We start from the raw sequence: 18,147 nt of genomic DNA, 5'->3' as shown, positions 1-18,147 counted from the left end.
TGTGCGCCAGAGAATAACGCCTGTTCAAAAATGCAGGCCCGACATTACGCGTCCGGTTCAAAGTCCAGAACAAACGCAATGACTTTGCAGGCCGCCATTTCACACGGCCTCAGCAGTGCCCCGCTGAGGCGCGTCTGATACAGGTTCATGCTGATATAGTCGGTTCCGCCCAGTTCGTGTGCAACCAGCTTGTGGGATTTTCCCTCTGCCATCTGTTGACGCACAACGACGTAGCGCCGGTCCCCCGATATACCAGTGAAACTACCCTTGGGCAGCGCGAAAAAAGCGGAGACAAAAGCGTCCGGCGGTGTCACGACTTTCCGATTTTCGGTTCAGTTCCAGCCTTGATTCGCGCGACATTGGTGCTGTGACGCCAGTAGATTAGAAGCGTCAGAATAACCCCCAGGATAAAAGATTGCCCGCTGGTCAGAACCAGCACCCAGGTTGTTGAAAGTGCAGCCGCGGCCAACGCGCCGACCGAGGATATCCGCCAGATCGCTGCCGCCACCAACCAGCTGAGACAGCAAGCGACACCGACGCGCCAGTCCAGCGCCAGCCAGAGGCCCAGAAAGGTGGCCACGCCTTTTCCGCCCTTAAACCCCAGCCAGATAGGAAAGCAATGGCCCAGAAAGGCAAAAAGGGCTGCGATTTGTGCGGCGTCTTCTCCGGCATAAGCACGGGCAATCAGAACCGCCACCGCGCCTTTGGCCGCGTCAAACAGCAATGTCAGCGCCGCTGCGGCTTTGTTGCCGGTACGCAGGACGTTTGTTGCCCCGATATTCCCGGACCCGATTTCGCGCAGATTTCCCAACCCCATGACCTTGGCAAGCAAAAGGCCGAAGGGAATGGAGCCCATCAGATATCCAACCACCGCCCACTGGAGCAGTTCGTTAGTCGAGTTGTCGATCGGGGGCATTAGGAACTCCGGAACACTTCTTGACCTGCAACATAGGTCGAAATGACCTTACCTTGCATCCGCTGGCCGTCAAATGGAGTGTTCTGAGATTTGGATTTTAAGGCAAACCGATCAAGCACAAAAGGCACATCCGGGTCGAACAGAACCAGATCTGCCGGGGCACCTTCCGACAATCGGCCACTTTCCAGACCAAGCCGTTTGGCCGGGTTCAATGCCATCGCCCGGAACAGGGTCGGCAGGTCCAACTGGTCGGCATGATACAGGCGCAACGCCGCAGGCAACAGCGTTTCCAGCGCCACCGCACCGGAGGCGGCTTCTTCGAACGGCAGGCGTTTGCTTTCCTCGTCCTGCGGTGTGTGCATCGAACTGATCGTATCGATGAGGCCGGTGCGGACGGCCTCGATCACCGCCTGCCGGTCATCCTCGGACCGCAGTGGCGGCTTGACCTTGAAGAAGGTGCGATAGTCGGCCACGTCGAGCTCGTTCAGCGTCAGATGGTGAATTGACGTACCAGCGGTGATGTCCAGCCCGTTGCGCTTGGCCCGTTCCAGCGCCGACAGGGCGCGAGCCGTGGTGATCTGATCCGCGTGATAGGCAGCCCCGGTCATTTCCAGCAAAGCGATGTCCCGGTCCAGCCCCATCCGTTCGGCCATGGGCGACACGGCAGGCAACCCGCGCAAGACAGCGAATTTGCCGCTGGTCACAGCCGCCCCTGTGCTCAGGCCAGGTTCCTGCGGATGGGCAATCACCAGCGCGCCGCAGGATTTCGCATATGTCAGCGCGCGGGAAAACACCTTGGTATTGGTGATGACATGATCGCAATCGGTGAAGGCTACGGCACCCGCGTCCTGCAAGAACCCGATCTCGGTCATCTCGCGCCCTTCGCGCCCCTTGGTCAGCGCGGCCATCGGCAGAACATTGACCGGCGCATCCGCCTGCGCGCGCCTTGTCGCAAATTCCAGCGTTTCCGGCGTATCGACCGCAGGCAGAGTATCCGGCCGGGTGACGATGGTTGTCACACCCCCGGCAGCCGCCGCAAGACCAGCGGATTTGTAACTTTCCTTGTGCCGTTCCCCCGGCTCGCAGACCTTGACGCCGATATCGACGATGCCGGGAGCGAGGCACTTGCTACCGCAGTCGATGACCTGAGCGTCAGCGACGGGCACGTCCCCGTTGCCCTTGCCCTGAATGAGGCCGTCGGCAATGTGCAGCCAGCCGAGACTGTCCGTGCCGGTTTCAGGGTCGATCAGGCGGGCATTGGTGAAGATCAGGGTGGTCATGGAATGGCCCTTTCAATCGCGGCTTTGGTGGCGGCCGGGTCTGACTGGTACTTGATCAGATGCTTGTAGCCGCTGTTGGTGACGATCTGCACGAAGCTGCCCATGATATTCACGGCGGTGATCTGGTTCAGCGCCACGCTGCGTCTGCCGGGTCCAGTCAGCGCGGTGTCTGACAACTGCCAATTGGCGACCAGTTCTTCCGAGGCCAGATACCAGGCGCGTATGCCAATGGCAGCAAGGCCAGCGGGCGCTCCGGTCCAGACGTAAGGATTGCCGATCAGCCACAGCACGATCATCGCACCGGCCATGCCAAGGGCGGCGAGCCATGCGTTGGTGCGTATGTAGGCCCACTTGTCCGGGGCGAAGGTCACAGGATCAGCCACAAGATGCCTCCGGTGATTAAAAGCGCGACAAGCACCATCATGGCCGACCCGACGCGGCGGGGGGCGTCACCTGCTGTGACGGTTTGCGGGGCCGAGAAGGGTTTGGCGCTTTCGGTTTCAATGGTCCCCCCGGTCCAGCTTGTGGCCTCTTCCGTGAACAGGCCGATCAGGCGCAGGCGAGGGTCAGGCCTGAGCATCGCGGGGCGACCTTTGAACGCGGTACTGCGCAGGACCATGACCCAACCTTCGACAGAGGCCAGAGCGTCGCGGTCCAACTGGTCTGCTGAAACGCCGCACCCTTCGGTCAGGTAGCCGTACAGCCCGAGCTCCTCCAGATCGGATACCGGAAAAACATCGATGTGGCTGGGATCCAGCCCATCGACCCCAAGCACCTGACCGGCGGCACCGGGTTCGCGCAGGAACTTTGCCTCTTCCGGACGCATGTCCAGCGCGAACAGGCGCAAGACGCCGTGTTCGTTGGGGGAGATGGCCAGCTTGTTCACGCGGCCTCGCGCAGGTTGCGGGCCAGCAGTTCCATTGCTGCCATGCGAACGGCGACGCCCATTTCCACCTGTTCCTGAATGACGGACCGGTTGATGTCGTCCGCCAGTGTGCCGTCGATCTCGACCCCGCGGTTCATCGGACCGGGATGCATGACGATCGCGTCTGGCTTGGCCTGTGCCAGCTTCGCGGCGTCCAGACCATAGCGGTGGTAATACTCGCGTTCCGAGGGGATGAACCCGCCATCCATGCGTTCTTTCTGGAGGCGCAACATCATGACGACATCGACGTCTTTGAGGCCCTCGTTCATGTCATCGTATATTTCGGCGCCAAACTCGGCAAATTGCGCGGGCACCAGCGTCGGCGGCCCAATCAGGCGGATGCGGTTCTCCATCTTGCCCAGCAGGATCAGGTTCGAGCGGGCCACGCGGGAATGGGCCACGTCCCCGCAGATCGCGATGTTCAGCCGGTGCAGGCGACCCTTGGCGCGACGGATGGTCAAGGCGTCCAGCAGGGCTTGCGTTGGGTGCTCATGTTTACCGTCGCCCGCGTTCAAAACGGCGCAATTGACCTTTTGCGCCAGAAGATCGACCGCGCCGGAATGCGGGTGCCGAACAACCAGAAGATCGGGATGCATCGCGTTCAATGTCATCGCAGTGTCGATCAGGGTCTCGCCTTTTTTGATCGAGCTTGCCTGCATCGCCATGTTCATCACATCCGCGCCCAGCCGTTTGCCCGCCAGCTCGAAACTGGCCTGCGTCCGGGTCGAGTTTTCAAAGAACATGTTGATCTGGGTGAGACCCGACAGCACGTCCGAATGCTTGGTCGACTGGCGGTTCATGGCGACATAGGTCTCGGCCAGATCCAGAATTTCGGTGATATCGGATTGCGACAGATGCTCGATGCCAAGAAGGTGACGATGGGCGAAACGCATGGGCGGGCTCCTGTCTGACAATCGCGCCGCTTATAGGAAGCCGTGCGACGCAAGGCAACCTAAGGTTCCGTACCCTCAGGCAGTTTTTCGCAGCCGCCCTCGGGCAGGCATTGCTCACCCGGCTTGCACCACTTGCCGTAGCCGCAGTCGATCGCCTTGATCGGTACACAACCCTGATGGGCCGAACATTTGAAACCGGGACGGCATTGTGATCCGGTTTCCTCGCACAGGAACCATCCCGGACGAGAACATCCCCCGCCGGGCAGGCAGGACGAGCCGCGCGCGCAGGTTCTGCCATCAGCGCAAGTGGTTGGAGGCGTCGTATCCAACTCGGGTGCGCTCCGTTCACACTCACCACGACCATTGCAGAAACTGTCGCCCGGACAGTCCAGCCGCGAGGCGCATTTGTTCAGGCCTGCGGGCGCACATCTGAGTCCACCTGCGACGCAGCGTTCGAACGGACCGCAACTGCGCCCGCCGCCGCAATAGGTGCCGCCCAGCGGAATGCAGTGGCCATCAAAACTGCATCTTTGCCCGCCTGAGCAACAGGTGCTGCCGCATTTGAACTGACCAGCACGGCACTGCCCGTGTTTGTCGTGAAACGTGGCCACTGCCGGATCACCAGTGACTACCAGCACTAAACCCATGATGAGGAATCGCAGAAATCTGAGCATCGCACGCCGATGGTCGGCGCGACAGAGCGACCGATCAAGTCCTATTCGCTTTCCCTCAGCCCTCAGGAAGGTAAGTTATCCCTATGGAATCGGGTTTGGACTATTATTCTGCGCGGGCGCTGCTGGAATGGCAGATCGAATTGGGCGCCACCGAGGCAATCGGTGATGTGCCGGTTGACCGGTACGCGTTGCCCGACACCACGGCCAAACCCAAGAAAGCAGAAGCGCGCCCCGCCGCCCCGGCGAAGCCACGGGATGTAGACCCAGTTGCAATAGCGGGATCTGTAGCACAGGGCGCGGGATCGCTGGATCAATTGCGCGCAGCGATGGACGCTTTCGAACACTGCGAGCTCAAACGCGGGGCGCGACAGTTGGTTTTTGCCGATGGTACCCCCGGCGCGCGCGTGATGATCATTGGCGAAGCTCCCGGGCGCGAAGAAGACCGTGAAGGCAAGCCCTTTGTTGGCCGTGCAGGTCAATTGCTGGACCGGATGCTGGCGGCAATTGATCTGGATCGCCGCGAAAGCGTCTATATCACCAATGTGCTGCCATGGCGGCCCCCGCAGAACCGCGATCCCAAGCCCGAAGAGATCGGGATGATGAAGCCGTTCTTGGAACGCCACGTGGCACTGGCCAGGCCCGAGGTTCTGGTTGTGATGGGGAATATCAGCTGTCAGGCGGTGCTGGGCAAACGCGGAATCACCCGCCTGCGCGGCAAATGGGATCAGGCAATGGATCTTCCAGTGATTCCGATGTTCCACCCGGCTTACCTGTTGCGACAACCGCAGATGAAACGGCAGGCCTGGGCGGATCTGCTGGAACTGAAAGCGCGGCTGCGAGGTGCAACATGAAGGTTCTGGCATTCTCTGATCTGCACATGGCGCGCAACCGGGCAGCCGATCTTGTCGCCGCCAGCGCCGAGGCTGATCTTGTCATTGGCGCCGGTGATTATTGCAACTCGCGTCAGGGGCTGGACGAGGCGATGCATATGCTGTCCGGCATTTCGGCCCCGCTGGTCCTGATCCCGGGAAACGCAGAAAGTGCGGAAGAACTGGGCGATGCCGCCCCGGAAGGTGTCCATGTCCTGCACGGGTCTGGTATGACGATAGACGGCGTGCGCCTGTTTGGCCTTGGCTACGGTGTACCACCGACTCCGTTCGGAAACTGGTCCTGTGACCTGACAGAAGGTGAGGCGTCCGAGATGCTCGACCGGTGTGAAACGGCTGATGTCCTGATCGTTCATTCTCCTCCCAAAGGGTATGGGGATCAGACATCGCAAGGCCTTTCGGTCGGATCAACTGCCATACGAGATGCGGTGGAACGCCTTCAGCCAAGATTTGCGTTCTTCGGTCATGTACATGAAAGCTGGGGCTATCGAGGGTCCTTGGGTCGAACGCATTTGGCCAATCTGGGCCCGACGCCGAGTTGGTTTGAAATAGGCCCATGACCGAAACCTTCACTCTGTTGGCGCCCATTCCGCAGTTTGTGAACCCCGAGGCGGGATCATCGCCGTCGGAGTGTTTGCGGTGAACGGGCTTGTGGGCATCTTTGCCGGATGCGCGAGTGGGCTGCGTGTCGGCAATCCACACGCCTCACGTAATATTGGCCAGATTACGGGGGGTATTTTTCCCGCCCTCGCTATCCGACTTGCCATTCTGGAAAGGGTCTGACGCAAGATGTCACGTATTGACGAAACCATGGAGTTCATCCCCGTCAGAATTGCCGTTCTGACCGTTTCGGATACCAGATCGATGGACGAAGATCGCTCGGGGCAGACATTGGTGGACAGGATTGAAAAAGCGGGCCATGTGGTTGCGGATCGCCAGATCATTCGGGACGAGCGCGACCAGATCGCCGACCAGTTGCGTGCATGGGTGGCTGATGAGCAGATCGATGTCGTGATCTCGACCGGGGGAACGGGTCTGACCGGGCGGGACGTGACAGTCGAGGCGCACCGGGACGTGTACGAAAAAGAGATCGACGCATTCGGCACTGTCTTCACCATCATCTCGATGGAAAAAATCGGCACCTCGGCGGTGCAGTCCCGTGCAACCGGGGGCGTTGCGGGGGGAACATACCTGTTTGCATTGCCCGGCAGCCCGGGGGCCTGCAAGGATGCGTGGGATGGGATTTTGGAAAAACAGTTCGATTACCGGCATCGCCCCTGCAATTTTGTGGAAATAATGCCCAGATTGGACGAACATCTGCGACGGAAGTAGACTGGTCGTACGTTCAATTCCGTATAACCGCTTTGTGGCTTGGCATAATTCGTGATCCAGCTACATGTTGTGGACGGCAGCTTAGTGCAACCGGGGTAACTGATTGATGCGATTTCTGCGGCAAAGTCTTGTCGGTGTCTTTCTGGCGTTCCTGACGCTGGCTTTGCTTTTTGTTGCCGCGCAGATCATCATGGGCGCTATTCAAGACGTCCTGACGCGTGAGGACCCGGCGCCCGCCGCCCGCGAACGGATCTTTGCGGTTGCAGTGCGTCAGGCCGAAGCGGAAACCGTTACCCCCTATCTCGAAGCATTCGGAGAGGTCCAGAGCCGGCGCAGACTGGAATTGCGTGCGGCACTGGGTGGCCGTGTTGTCGCCCTGGCAGAGGATTTTGTGGATGGCGGAACGGTAACTGCTGGGGAAGTTCTGGTTAAACTGGATCCGGCGGATGCCCAATCCGCGCTGGATCGGGCCAAGTCGGATCTTTTGGACGCACAATTCGAAGAACGTGATGCCGAACGGTCTCTGCTGCTAGCGCAGGACGAATTGAAATCGGCCGAGGCGCAAGCCGAACTGCGGGAACGGGCGCTGCAACGGCAACGCGATCTGGAGTCCCGAGGGGTAGGCGCCGCCGCCAGCGTAGAAGAGGCGGAACTGGCGGCTGCGTCAGCCCAACAGGCCGTTCTGGCGCGTCGCATCGCGCTTGCGCAGGCTGAATCCCGCGTCGATCAGGCAACGACGTTGTTGGCCCGGGCCGTGATTGCCCTGGAAGCTGCGGAACGCGATCTTGAAGATATGACCATTCGGGCCGGTTTCAGCGGTACCCTGACCGATGTGACGCTGGTGGAAGGGCGCTTGGTGTCGGCGAATGAAAAACTGGCTGAACTTGTTGATCCAAACGCTCTGGAAGTGGCGTTCCGGGTGTCAACGGCACAATATGTACGTTTGTTGGACGAGAAGGACAGGCTGATCAACGCGCCGGTCACAGTGTCGCTTGAGGTAACGGGCGCCGATCTGACCGCGACAGGCCATATCAGCCGTGACAGCGGGTCAGCGGGCGAGGGCCAGACCGGACGCTTGATTTATGCACGTCTGCAAGAGGCATCCGGGTTCAAGCCCGAAGATTTCGTTACCGTCTCGGTTCAGGAACAACCGCTTGCCAACGTGTTCCGCTTACCATCTTCGGCTTTGGACGCATCGGGAACGGTTCTGGTGATTGGTACAGATGACCGCCTGGAAAGCTTGCCGGTGCAGCTTGTCCGCAGACAGGGTGACGAGGTTTTACTGCGAGGTGACGGGTTGGAAGGGCGCGAGGTTGTTATCGGTCGCACGCCGTTGCTTGGGCCAGGTGTGCGGGTGCGGCCGCTGCGACATGAGGCTGGGGCAGACCCAGGCATGGTCGAGTTGTCAGATGCGAAACGTGCCGAGCTCGTGGCCCGGGTTGAGGCCAACGAAGCCATGCCTCAGGATGAAAAAACTCAGGTTTTAGGTCAGTTGCGGTCAGCGCGCGTACCCTCATCTCTGGTGCGGCGTATTGAAACCAAGGCTGGGGGCTGAGCGTCATGATGCGCGAGATACCTGGCGCAGCGGGTGGCCTTCTCAGTTACTTCACACGACATAAGACAGTTGCTAATCTGCTGCTGCTTGTGATGCTGGTTCTTGGTGCAGCTGCCATTCCGAACATGCGGGCGCAGTTCTTTCCGGATGTCATTCTGGAACGGGTTGATGTGACCGTCTCGTGGGAAGGTGCAGGTCCCGAGGACATGGATGCCGGTATCGTGCAGTTGTTGGAACCTGCGCTGCTGGCCGTTGAAGGGGTAACCAGTACCGAGGCCAGTTCACACCCAAGTTGGACCCGCGTCAGACTGGAATTCGAGCCGAACTGGGACATGTCCCGCGCAGTTGAAGACATCCGGTCCGCGATAGACGGTGTGACGGATCTTCCCGAAGGCTCTGAAGAACCTGAAATTCGACGCGGCGCATGGCGGGACAGGGTAACGGATGTCGTACTCAGCGGGCCTACCGATACCAATCAACTGGCGAAGTTGACGGATGAGTTCATCAACCGTTTGTTCTCGGCGGGCGTCACGCGAACCGAAATCAGAGGCATTGCCGCGCCCCAGATCATTGTCGAGATCACCACGGCGCAATTGATCGCAAATGACATCACCATGGAAGAGATCGCGTCCGCGATTGCGGCCGAGGTCAGCACCGATCCCGCCGGCGAGGTTGAGGGCGCAGGTGCGCGTATCCGAGCCGGAACCGAAAAACGGACCCCGGAACAGCTCGAAGGCATCGCGCTGCGGACCTTTGCCAATGGGTCGAAGCTGAAAGTTGGTGATATCGCCAGGATTCGGGTCGAAGGTGTCACACGGCATCGCAGTTATTTCGTCGGCGACGATCCGGCCATGTCCATCAGGGTCGACCGGTCAAATCTGGGCGATGCGATAGACATCCAGCACACAGTTGAAGACGTTGCCCGCGAAATGCAGGCCAGCTTGCCCGAAGGTGTGAAGATTGAACTGATCCGCACCCGCGCCCAGGCCATAACCGACCGATTGAACATCCTGGTCAACAACGGGTTGATGGGCCTGGGCCTTGTCGTCTGTCTGCTGTTCCTGTTCCTCAACGCGCGCATCGCCTTCTGGGTTGCGGCGGGTATCCCCGTGGCGATGTCGGCCGCAATCGCATTGATGTATCTGGGGGGATTGTCGCTGAACATGGTCTCGCTGTTCGGCCTGATCATCACACTGGGCATCGTGGTTGATGACGCCATCGTGGTAGGAGAGCACGCGGATTTCCGTGCCCGACGGCTGGGTGAGTCGCCTGTCGTGGCCGCAGAACGCGCGGCGCGGCGAATGGCCATGCCGGTTCTGGCTGCGACTGTCACGACGGTAATTGCGTTTTTCGGTCTGACTCTGGTGGGCGGGCGGTTCGGAGAACTGATCCGCGACATTCCCTTTACAGTGATCGCTGTACTGATCGCTTCGCTGGTCGAATGCTTCCTGATCCTTCCCAATCACATGGCACACGCCATAGCGCACTCGGCCAAGGAGCACTGGTATGATCTGCCCAATCGGGTCGTCAATCGTGGTTTCCGTTGGGTTCGGGACCACCTGTTCCGCCCGTTGATCTCCTGGGTGATATGGGCGCGTTACGTGGTCGTGGCGCTGATGATCGCGGTATTGGCCAGCCAAGTCGCACTGTTCATTCGCGGCGATGTGAACTGGCGTTTTTTTAATGCACCTGAACGGAGTTCGGTGACTGGCGGCTTTATCATGCGCGAAGGCTCAACGCGATCAGATACGCTTGAAATGATGCGCCTTCTGCAGCAAGCGGTCAATGATCTGGGCCAAATCTACGAAGAGCGTCACGGCCGCAATCCGATCGACTATGTTCTGGCCGAGGTTGGCGGCAACGCAGGCCGGCAACTGGCTGCTGCGGATGGTAAGGATGGCAGTTTGTTGGGTGGTATCTCGATCGAGCTTATCGATGCTGATCTGCGTTCGTATTCAAGTTTCGAATTTGTCGGAGAGTTGCAGGAATTCGCGCCGCGCCATCCCAAACTCGAAGTGGTAAGCTTCCGGGGTTGGCGGTCCGGCCCTGGCGGCGATGCCATCGATGTGCAGTTTTTCGGCTCTGATGTGAGCGTTCTCAAGGCCGCGTCCGAAGACCTGCAGGCCGAGCTTTCGAAATTCCCCGAAGTCTCGGCGCTTGAAGACAATCTGGCTTATGACAAGGAAGAGTTCATCTTGGACCTGACTGCGCAGGGAGAGGCGCTGGGATTCCGGATTGAGACGCTGGGTCGCGCCCTGCGCAATCGCCTGAACGGCATCGAAGCGGCGACATTCCCGGACGGGCCACGCAGTGCCGAGATCCGTGTGGAACTGCCTGAGGGCGAACTGACGGCAGATTTCCTCGAGCGTACGCTGATGCGGTCTCCTGACGGGGTTTACGTACCGCTGGCCGACATCGTTTCGGTCGAGCGTAAATCCGGTTTCTCGACGGTTCGGCGCGAAAACGGCCTGAGGGTTGTTTCGGTCTACGGCGACATCTCGGAAGATGATCCGGCACGCGCCACCGAAATCGAACGGGCGATGCAGGAAGAAATTCTGCCCGATATCGCAGCGGAACGGCAAGTTGAGTGGCGCATGTCGGGTCTGAGTGAACAGGAAAATGAATTCCTTGCCGAAGCGCGCACCGGTTTGATCCTGTGCCTGACAGGTATCTACCTTGTACTGGCCTGGGTGTTCGCCAGCTGGACACGGCCAGTGGTTGTTATGGCAATCATACCCTTCGGCCTCGTTGGTGCGATCTGGGGCCACTACATCTGGGAAGTGCCGCTCAGCATGTTCACGGTGGTCGGATTGCTGGGCATGACCGGAATCATCATCAACGACTCGATCGTTCTGGTGACCACGATAGATGCGTATCAAAAAGACCGTGGTCTGGTTCCGTCCATTGTCGAAGGTACCGCAGACAGGTTGCGGCCCGTGATGCTGACCACTTTGACCACGGTTCTCGGACTTGCGCCGTTGCTTTATGAAGGTTCGCAACAGGCGCAATTCCTCAAGCCGACCGTGATAACGCTGGTTTACGGGCTTGGGTTCGGGATGTTGCTGGTTCTGATTCTGGTGCCTGCTCTTCTGGCGATCGTCAATGATGTAGCGCGCCCGATGACAGCCATGCGCCGAGCTGCGCGGGCACCCGACCGGGTGGTTCGGGGCGCACTGGCGGCAACCGGGGCCGCATTGGCGGTTTGGTTCGGCCTGACAATGATTTGGCCCGCAGTTACCGGCGCACCGCTTGGCCTGCTGCAAGGCCTCTATGCAGGTGGAGATGGCATTGCGGTGCTGCAAATGGGGTTGGGTGCATTTCTGGCCGGTGCAATTCTGATCGTGATCCTGAGCGTGGTGCTGTCAGGTTTGCTTTATGGGCGGCTCACAAGATCGGCCGATGCCTGATCCGCGCGGATTGCGTGTTCCATAAGGTCGATGACCCGCGCGCTCATCGGCAAGTCGCCCCGGCGTATCTGCTCGATGGCAAACCAGCGGGCATCCAGCGCGTCGTCACCGGCTTGTGGTGTGCCAGACTGATAGCGGCAGGCAACGCCGACCAACAGGTAATGGGACAGAACCTGTCCCGCCTTGTCGTGGCGCAGCAAATCCAGATTGCTCAGGTAATGTGACGGTTCCGCAATCACCGAGGTTTCTTCCTGCAGCTCGCGCTGCGCCGCCTGCAAAACGGTTTCACCCCACTCCACGTGGCCGCCGGGGAATCCCCAAAGCCCCTTGTCCGGCTGTTTGCTGCGCTGAACCAGAAGAACCTTGTCCTGATGCAGAACAACCGCCAACGCACCGATCTTGGGGGATTGGCTCATGGACTCAGCCCGCGCTGCAGCCCAGAATATCGACTGCGTGATTGGAACCCAGAACGGTGATCCGGATCTCGGACCGGTCTAGTGCAAAAGTTGCACCTGATGCGTTTATGATTTCTGCTTCGGCCACCAGAGTATTCCCCTGCCTCTGAGACACAGGTTGCGAGGCCCAAAGAGCAGGATTGCCGGGTTCGATAACAGCGACTTCGCGGCCACCCGCAGACGGCATCGTCATCCGAGCTTCAATCCGCATTCCGTCTTTCGTGGGCGTCAGATTACAGGTGGTCTTGGTGACACGTGCTTCGCGCGCGGAATAGGGTCTTTGCGCCAGCGCTGCAGCAATCGCCGGGTTGCGATCAGCGTCGGCGTCGAGCGTGTGGTCGAAATCCAGGCGTTCCGGGATGCAAACGTCTTTGCAAACCCCCAGATCCATCCTGCCTTTCAGGTGGACCGGTTTTGCCGGGTTGCGCGGAGTGACCTTAATGGGCAGGACCAGCTGGTTTTCATAGCCAATCGATTGTAGGCCATCCTGATCAAATATTTCGGGCGCGGGCCAGATGATTTCCACCTGGCCGATATTGCTGGATCGCTTCCAGTCGAACTCGGGCGGGATGCCGGAATCTCCTGGCGCGCGCCAGTAGGTCTTCCAGCCATCCTTGAGCGTAAGCTTCAAAGCGGACATGTAGGTGCCGTTGGCCGTCCGCCCGCCATCCAGAACATCCAACTGGACCACGTCATCCAAGCCTTGCGCGGCAACTGGGACGGACAGGCTCAGACACGCGAGTGCGGCGACAGCGGTAGGTTTCATCGACATCTTCATACCCCATAAATGCGCGTCGTTGGCGCGGATTCCAAGTCACGATCCGGTCACTGCGATGAAATCCGTCGAAATACGGGTTCGTCTCTTGCAAACTATGGTGCGGCGGGGCCATTGTTGATGTGAACTGACAAAGAGATGACGGCCCATGGACCTGACCGGAAAACTGTTGATTGCGATGCCCGGAATGGGTGATCCGCGATTCGACCATTCGGTGGTGTATATGTGCAGCCATGGCGACGATGGCGCCATGGGATTGATCGTGAACAAGCCTTCGGATCTGCGAATCAAGACGTTGCTGGGGCAACTGAACATCGCCTGTCGTATCCCGGTCATCGGAGAGCGCCTTGTGCATTTCGGTGGCCCGGTCGAGATGTCGCGCGGATTTGTCCTGCATGGCTCCGATTATGAGGCCAATCTGCATTCGATGCATATTTCCGAGGAATTCAGCATGACGGCGACGCTGGATGTGCTTGAAGATCTGGCGTCTGGCAGCGGACCGCTGAATTCGATGCTGACGCTGGGCTATTCCGGCTGGGGGCCAGGCCAGCTTGAGGACGAAATTGCCATGAACGGCTGGCTGACCACCGAAGCCACGACGAAACTTGTCTTCGACGTGCCCGATGACGAAAAATGGGAAGCTGCGTTGGCGACGCTCGGTGTGGATCCTCTGACGTTATCCGCCAGCGCTGGCCGGGCCTGATCAGCTGTCGCGTGGTGCGGCGGCGCGGCGCAACCTGTCATTGATTGCAGCCCCCAATCCGGTGTTCGGGATCGGAGATACGGCAATTGGTCGCCCGGTCTCGTTCAACCTGTGAAAGGCTGCAAAGAGATTCGCGGCCGCCTCGGTCAGACGTCCTTCGACAGACAGGTTCAGGTCGCATTCTACTGGCCCGAAGCCCAGCAAAACCTCATCGCCCTGACGGGCCGTGACGTTCAGGCGCACAGGCGCATCCGGCGCATAATGCGACTGCAACTGTCCCGGAGCGGTCAGCAGATCGCCGGATTGATGCAGGTGCAGAGGCATGTTCAACACGCTTTCGATCCGGTCCAATGCAACGCCCCCCGGACGCAGCAATGTGGGCTCTCCAGCCAGACCGACTATGGTGGATTCCAGACCCACTCCGCAGGGACCGTCGTCCAGAACCGCCGCGATCCTTCCGCCAAGGCCGGACCACACATGAGCTGCCGTCGTGGGGCTGATCTGACCCGAAGGATTTGCCGAGGGGGCCGCGACGGGCCCATCAACGTCGGCCAGCAGCGCACGCGCCGTCGGGTGCGCGGGCACGCGCACAGCCAAAGTGTCCAGCCCGGCGGTCACCAGTGAGGAAATCCCGTGTCCTTCGCGCAACGGCAAAACCAGGGTCACAGGACCGGGCCAGAAGGCCTTTGCCAGCTGCTCGGCATGATCTGACCATTGCACAAACCGCTGTGCCGCGCCCACCGAGGCGACATGGGCGATCAGCGGATTGAAGTTGGGCCGTCCCTTGGCCTCGTAGATCGACGCGACGGCCTGACCGTTGCGGGCGTCGCCGCCAAGGCCATAGACCGTTTCGGTCGGAAAAGCGACCAGAAGACCCTGACGCAACATATCGGCAGCCCGTGCGATGCCGTCGGGATCTGCCGTCAATTCCTGTGTGCCGGATGAGATCATATCTGATGACGCCGCGTTTTGGTTGCCTGGAACTTGAGGAAAGGTACGTAATCGGTTCAGGCCCACACGCTTACCGGCGCTTGAACTTGATTCCAAGCCCGCCGATGTATTCTGATCCGTTAGACCCCGAGAGAAATCATGCCATATCGCGCCCCAATCTCTGATTATCAATTTCTACTGGACCATGTCGTCGGGTTCGACCAGGTCGCCGCCACCGAGACTTTCGCGGATGCCAGCGCCGATGTCGTCAGCGCCATCCTGACCGAAGCAGCCAAGATGAGCGAAGAGGTTCTGGCTCCATTGCAGCGTGCCGGTGATCTGGAACCGGCACGGCTTGAGAATGGCGTGCTGCGCAGTTCTCCGGGCTATGCCGATGGCTGGAAGGCGATTGCCGAAGGCGGGTGGATCGGGATCAGCGCTGATCCTCAATTTGGCGGTATGGGCCTACCGATGGCCATCACTACTGCCGTGAACGAGATGATGAGCGCCGCTTGCCTGTCGCTGCAACTTGCTCCGCTGATGGCGCAGGGCCAGATCGAGGCGCTGGAACATCACGCCAGCGACGAACTGAAGTCGCTGTATCTGCCCAAAATGATTTCCGGTGAGTGGTCTGCCACCATGAACCTGACCGAAGCACAGGCCGGATCGGATGTCGGTGCGCTGACCTCGAAGGCCGAACCAAACGGTGATGGCACCTACTCAGTGACCGGGCAGAAGATCTTCATTTCCTGGGGCGACAACGACTTTGCTGAAAATGTCTGCCATCTGGTTCTGGCCCGTCTGCCGGACGGTGTGCCCGGCACCAAGGGCATTTCCTTGTTTCTGGTACCGAAATACATCCCCGATGCGGCTGGAAACCCCGGCGTGGCCAACGACCTGAAGGTTGTTTCTGTCGAACACAAGATGGGCCTGCATGGCTCACCCACCTGCGTGATGCAATATGACGGCGCCAAAGGATGGCTTGTCGGTAAGGAACATGGTGGTATGGCGGCCATGTTTACCATGATGAACAACGCCCGCCTGGGTGTGGGTGGCCAGGGTGTGGGCGTTGCGGAAGGCGCCTATCAGCACGCTTTGGCCTATGCGCTGGAGCGTAAGCAGGGCAGGACGCCTTCGGGTACGATCATCGATCATGCGGATGTGCGTCGCATGATCATGGATATGCGCGCCGATATCTTTGCTGCGCGTGCGATTCTCATGGCCAACGCAACGGCGATTGATATGGCGAAAGCCACCGGCGACACAGACTGGGTCGCGCGGGCCGCGTTGTTGACGCCAATCGGCAAAAACTTTGGGGCCCGGACCGGAATAAGCGTGGCTGAAACCGGCGTGCAGGTGCATGGGGGCATGGGCTTTGTCGAAGAAACAGGTGCGGCGCAGTATTCCCGCGATGTTCGCGTGACCGCGATTTACGAGGGAACCGATGGCATTCAGGCCATGGACCTTGTTGCGCGCAAAATGATGGACGGCGGCGAGGCGGCGTCGAACCTTCTGGACGAGATCGAAGAACAGGCAGAACACGCGCGTACGACGATGCCCGATTTGGCCGGTCCTGTGTGGGAGGCAACAGAAACCCTGCGCGAGGCCACCGAATGGTTGGTGGCGCAGGACGACATGAACGATCGATTTGCAGGCGCAACGGCATATCTTCAGGCGTTTGCCCGGGTGCTTGGCGGGCACTATCACCTGTCCGCGGCACTGGCCGATCCGGAAGGACCACGGGCCAAGCTGGCGCGATACTACATCAACGCCTTGTTGCCCGAGCATTCCGGCCTTCTGGCGCGGGTGCAAAGCGGGGCGGATGATCTCTTTTCGCTCAGCCCAGACGAATTGGCGGCGTGATGGACGGGGATCGCGTTTCGGGGATCAGGTATCCGTGGGCTGAACCGCCTGCGCCGGGTGAGGCCGTCGAGGTTGCCGAGGGCGTTCTATGGATGCGCCTGCCTCTTCCGATGGCGCTGGATCACGTCAATATCTACGCACTGGACGATGGCGAAGGTTGGACGGTGATTGATACCGGGCTGTCGTCGAACAAGACGCGGCGTATCTGGGAAACCCTGATGGGTGGGCCCCTCGGGGGCAAACCGATCACCCGTGTGGTGGTGACGCATCATCATCCTGACCATGTCGGCAATGCCGGGTGGTTTCAGTCGGAGCACGGGGCCGAGCTGGTCACAAGCCGCACCTCATGGCTGTTTGCGCGAATGCTGACGCTGGATGTGCAGGAAACATGGCCGCAGGAGACGCTTGATTTCTATCGCTGCGCGGGCATGGCACCCGAGGTTTTGAATGAGCGGATGAAGGATCGTCCGTTCAACTTTGCCGACACGGTCTATCCCATGCCGCTGGGCTTTAAACGGATCAAGCAGGGCGACGTGATCCGAATGGGTGGCCGCGACTGGGACGTTCATATGGGCAATGGCCACGCGCCGGAACACGCCACCTTCTGGAGCCGTGATGACAATCTGGTGTTGAGCGGCGATCAGATTCTCAGCTCGATCAGTCCCAATCTGGGCGTCTATGCCACCGAACCGATGGCCGATCCGGTTTCAGCGTGGCTGGAAGCCTGCGAGCGTTTGCAAACGCTTGTCCGGCCCGATCATCTGGTCCTTGGCGGGCACAAGCTGCCTTTTACGGGTCTGCCGCTTAGAATGAGGCAGCTTATCGACAACCACCACGGCGCTTTGGATCGCCTGTTGAAACATCTGGATCAGCCCAGAGCTGCCGCCGATTGTTTTCTGCCTCTGTTCAAGCGCACGATCCGTGAAGGTGAATATGGGCTTGCGCTTGTTGAGGCGGTTGCGCATGTGAATCATCTCTACCACATTGGTGCAGTAACCCGGACGCAACGCGCCGACGGGGCATGGCTGTATCAGCGCAAAGGGTAGAAGAATGCAGGACCAAATCGAAACCTCGGCCGAGGCCGCCGAAGCCGCTGCTTTGCCGCGGTGTCATGAGGTGCACGCAGATCCCAACGCTCAATCCGGTGCCAAGGACCTGCCCGAGAGCTTGAAGAAGCCGGTCAAGAACAAAAGCCCTGCGCAATGGGCTTACGAACGCTTGATCATGTACATCCAGAACTTCGAAAAGACGCTGGACGGTGATCACGAAGTCGCCATGGGCTTCACCGGTGGCGATGCCGGCGTAATGCGGATCGAGGGGATGGGGTATTTCGACCCCGACATGATTACTTTTTATGGATCGGGCGGGGCCGGGGCCCGCACGCAACTGGTGCAGCATGTCAGTCAGTTGAATGTGATGCTGCGCGCTTTGCCTAAATCCGTCGAGGATAAACCTGCCAACCGTATCGGGTTCCGTCTAGCTGCGGATCTGAATGACAGCTGACTTGCAATTCACGCGTGCGCGCCTTTGAATGACTGCATCAGTCCGGAGG

At 59.7% G+C, this 18,147-nt stretch carries 19 protein-coding genes; 9 read left to right on the top strand and 10 right to left on the bottom strand.

The window, feature by feature from the left end:
- Positions 1-44 precede the first annotated feature (44 nt).
- From D1823_RS12555 to D1823_RS12525, 7 genes are read right to left on the bottom strand one after another with little or no spacing between them, the layout of a single operon-like run.
- Positions 45-314, bottom strand: a complete 270-nt coding sequence (locus tag D1823_RS12555; RefSeq protein WP_117870481.1) for a hypothetical protein — start codon at positions 312-314, stop codon at positions 45-47.
- A complete protein-coding gene (gene plsY, locus D1823_RS12550) occupies positions 311-916 on the bottom strand; it encodes a glycerol-3-phosphate 1-O-acyltransferase PlsY (protein WP_117870479.1) in 606 nt (201 codons plus the stop codon). The genes D1823_RS12555 and plsY overlap by 4 nt, the downstream gene beginning before the upstream one ends.
- Positions 916-2,196 (bottom strand): dihydroorotase, encoded by a 1,281-nt coding sequence (pyrC, locus tag D1823_RS12545; RefSeq protein WP_117870477.1) that lies wholly within the window; start codon positions 2,194-2,196, stop codon positions 916-918. The genes plsY and pyrC overlap by 1 nt, the downstream gene beginning before the upstream one ends.
- Complete coding sequence (locus tag D1823_RS12540; RefSeq protein ID WP_254683726.1) at positions 2,193-2,579, bottom strand: hypothetical protein; 387 nt, start codon at positions 2,577-2,579, stop codon at positions 2,193-2,195. Before D1823_RS12540 ends, pyrC begins: the two co-directional genes overlap by 4 nt.
- Positions 2,564-3,082 (bottom strand): hypothetical protein, encoded by a 519-nt coding sequence (locus tag D1823_RS12535; protein WP_117870475.1) that lies wholly within the window; start codon positions 3,080-3,082, stop codon positions 2,564-2,566. The genes D1823_RS12540 and D1823_RS12535 overlap by 16 nt, the downstream gene beginning before the upstream one ends.
- Entirely contained in the window at positions 3,079-4,014 is a 936-nt protein-coding gene (locus D1823_RS12530; RefSeq protein WP_117870472.1) for an aspartate carbamoyltransferase catalytic subunit, read from the bottom strand. Before D1823_RS12530 ends, D1823_RS12535 begins: the two co-directional genes overlap by 4 nt.
- 59 nt (positions 4,015-4,073) lie before the next feature.
- Positions 4,074-4,688: a scavenger receptor class F, member 2 gene (locus D1823_RS12525; RefSeq protein WP_117870470.1), complete on the bottom strand. Its 615-nt coding sequence runs from the start codon at positions 4,686-4,688 to the stop codon at positions 4,074-4,076.
- Positions 4,689-4,771: 83 nt separating this feature from the next.
- On the opposite strand from D1823_RS12525, the gene D1823_RS12520 reads away from it, so the two are divergent.
- The 5 genes from D1823_RS12520 (at position 4,772) to D1823_RS12500 (ending at position 11,869) form a co-directional block, all read left to right on the top strand.
- On the top strand, positions 4,772-5,539 hold the full coding sequence (locus D1823_RS12520; RefSeq protein ID WP_117870469.1) for a uracil-DNA glycosylase family protein: 768 nt from the start codon (positions 4,772-4,774) through the stop codon (positions 5,537-5,539).
- Complete coding sequence (locus D1823_RS12515) at positions 5,536-6,135, top strand: metallophosphoesterase (protein ID WP_117870467.1); 600 nt, start codon at positions 5,536-5,538, stop codon at positions 6,133-6,135. Before D1823_RS12520 ends, D1823_RS12515 begins: the two co-directional genes overlap by 4 nt.
- Before the next feature lie 229 nt (positions 6,136-6,364).
- On the top strand, positions 6,365-6,907 hold the full coding sequence (gene moaB, locus D1823_RS12510; protein ID WP_117870465.1) for a molybdenum cofactor biosynthesis protein B: 543 nt from the start codon (positions 6,365-6,367) through the stop codon (positions 6,905-6,907).
- Positions 6,908-7,013: 106 nt separating this feature from the next.
- Complete coding sequence (locus D1823_RS12505; RefSeq protein ID WP_117870463.1) at positions 7,014-8,462, top strand: efflux RND transporter periplasmic adaptor subunit; 1,449 nt, start codon at positions 7,014-7,016, stop codon at positions 8,460-8,462.
- A gap of 5 nt (positions 8,463-8,467) precedes the next feature.
- A complete protein-coding gene (locus D1823_RS12500) occupies positions 8,468-11,869 on the top strand; it encodes an efflux RND transporter permease subunit (RefSeq protein WP_117870461.1) in 3,402 nt (1,133 codons plus the stop codon).
- On the opposite strand, the gene D1823_RS12495 is transcribed toward D1823_RS12500, so the two are convergent.
- Together D1823_RS12495 and D1823_RS12490 are read right to left on the bottom strand one after the other, a co-directional pair.
- Positions 11,836-12,285: an NUDIX hydrolase gene (locus D1823_RS12495; RefSeq protein WP_117870459.1), complete on the bottom strand. Its 450-nt coding sequence runs from the start codon at positions 12,283-12,285 to the stop codon at positions 11,836-11,838. The genes D1823_RS12500 and D1823_RS12495 overlap by 34 nt on opposite strands.
- A 4-nt stretch (positions 12,286-12,289) precedes the next feature.
- A complete protein-coding gene (locus D1823_RS12490) occupies positions 12,290-13,096 on the bottom strand; it encodes a protein-disulfide reductase DsbD domain-containing protein (protein ID WP_371415279.1) in 807 nt (268 codons plus the stop codon).
- A gap of 151 nt (positions 13,097-13,247) precedes the next feature.
- Between D1823_RS12490 and D1823_RS12485 the strand changes: the two genes are divergently transcribed.
- Positions 13,248-13,802, top strand: a complete 555-nt coding sequence (locus D1823_RS12485) for a YqgE/AlgH family protein (RefSeq protein ID WP_117870455.1) — start codon at positions 13,248-13,250, stop codon at positions 13,800-13,802.
- Here the strand turns inward: D1823_RS12485 and D1823_RS12480 are convergent, their stop codons facing one another.
- Positions 13,803-14,753, bottom strand: a complete 951-nt coding sequence (locus D1823_RS12480) for an L-threonylcarbamoyladenylate synthase (protein WP_117870453.1) — start codon at positions 14,751-14,753, stop codon at positions 13,803-13,805.
- Positions 14,754-14,891: 138 nt separating this feature from the next.
- On the opposite strand from D1823_RS12480, the gene D1823_RS12475 reads away from it, so the two are divergent.
- The 3 genes from D1823_RS12475 to D1823_RS12465 are packed head-to-tail and all read left to right on the top strand — an operon-like array spanning position 14,892 to position 18,098.
- Positions 14,892-16,595 (top strand): acyl-CoA dehydrogenase, encoded by a 1,704-nt coding sequence (locus D1823_RS12475; RefSeq protein WP_117870451.1) that lies wholly within the window; start codon positions 14,892-14,894, stop codon positions 16,593-16,595.
- Entirely contained in the window at positions 16,595-17,641 is a 1,047-nt protein-coding gene (locus D1823_RS12470) for an MBL fold metallo-hydrolase (RefSeq protein ID WP_117870449.1), read from the top strand. The genes D1823_RS12475 and D1823_RS12470 overlap by 1 nt, the downstream gene beginning before the upstream one ends.
- A gap of 4 nt (positions 17,642-17,645) precedes the next feature.
- Positions 17,646-18,098 carry a DUF6173 family protein gene (locus D1823_RS12465; RefSeq protein ID WP_117870447.1) on the top strand — a complete coding sequence of 151 codons (453 nt, stop codon included), beginning with the start codon at positions 17,646-17,648 and terminating at the stop codon, positions 18,096-18,098.
- Positions 18,099-18,147: the final 49 nt, after the last annotated feature.

The sequence above is a fragment of the Ruegeria sp. AD91A genome, assembly GCF_003443535.1.
In the GTDB taxonomy this organism is placed as follows: Bacteria; Pseudomonadota; Alphaproteobacteria; order Rhodobacterales; family Rhodobacteraceae; genus Ruegeria.
The sequence above is the reverse complement of the archived record's forward strand: the minus strand, read 5'-3'. Positions and strand labels throughout refer to the sequence as shown.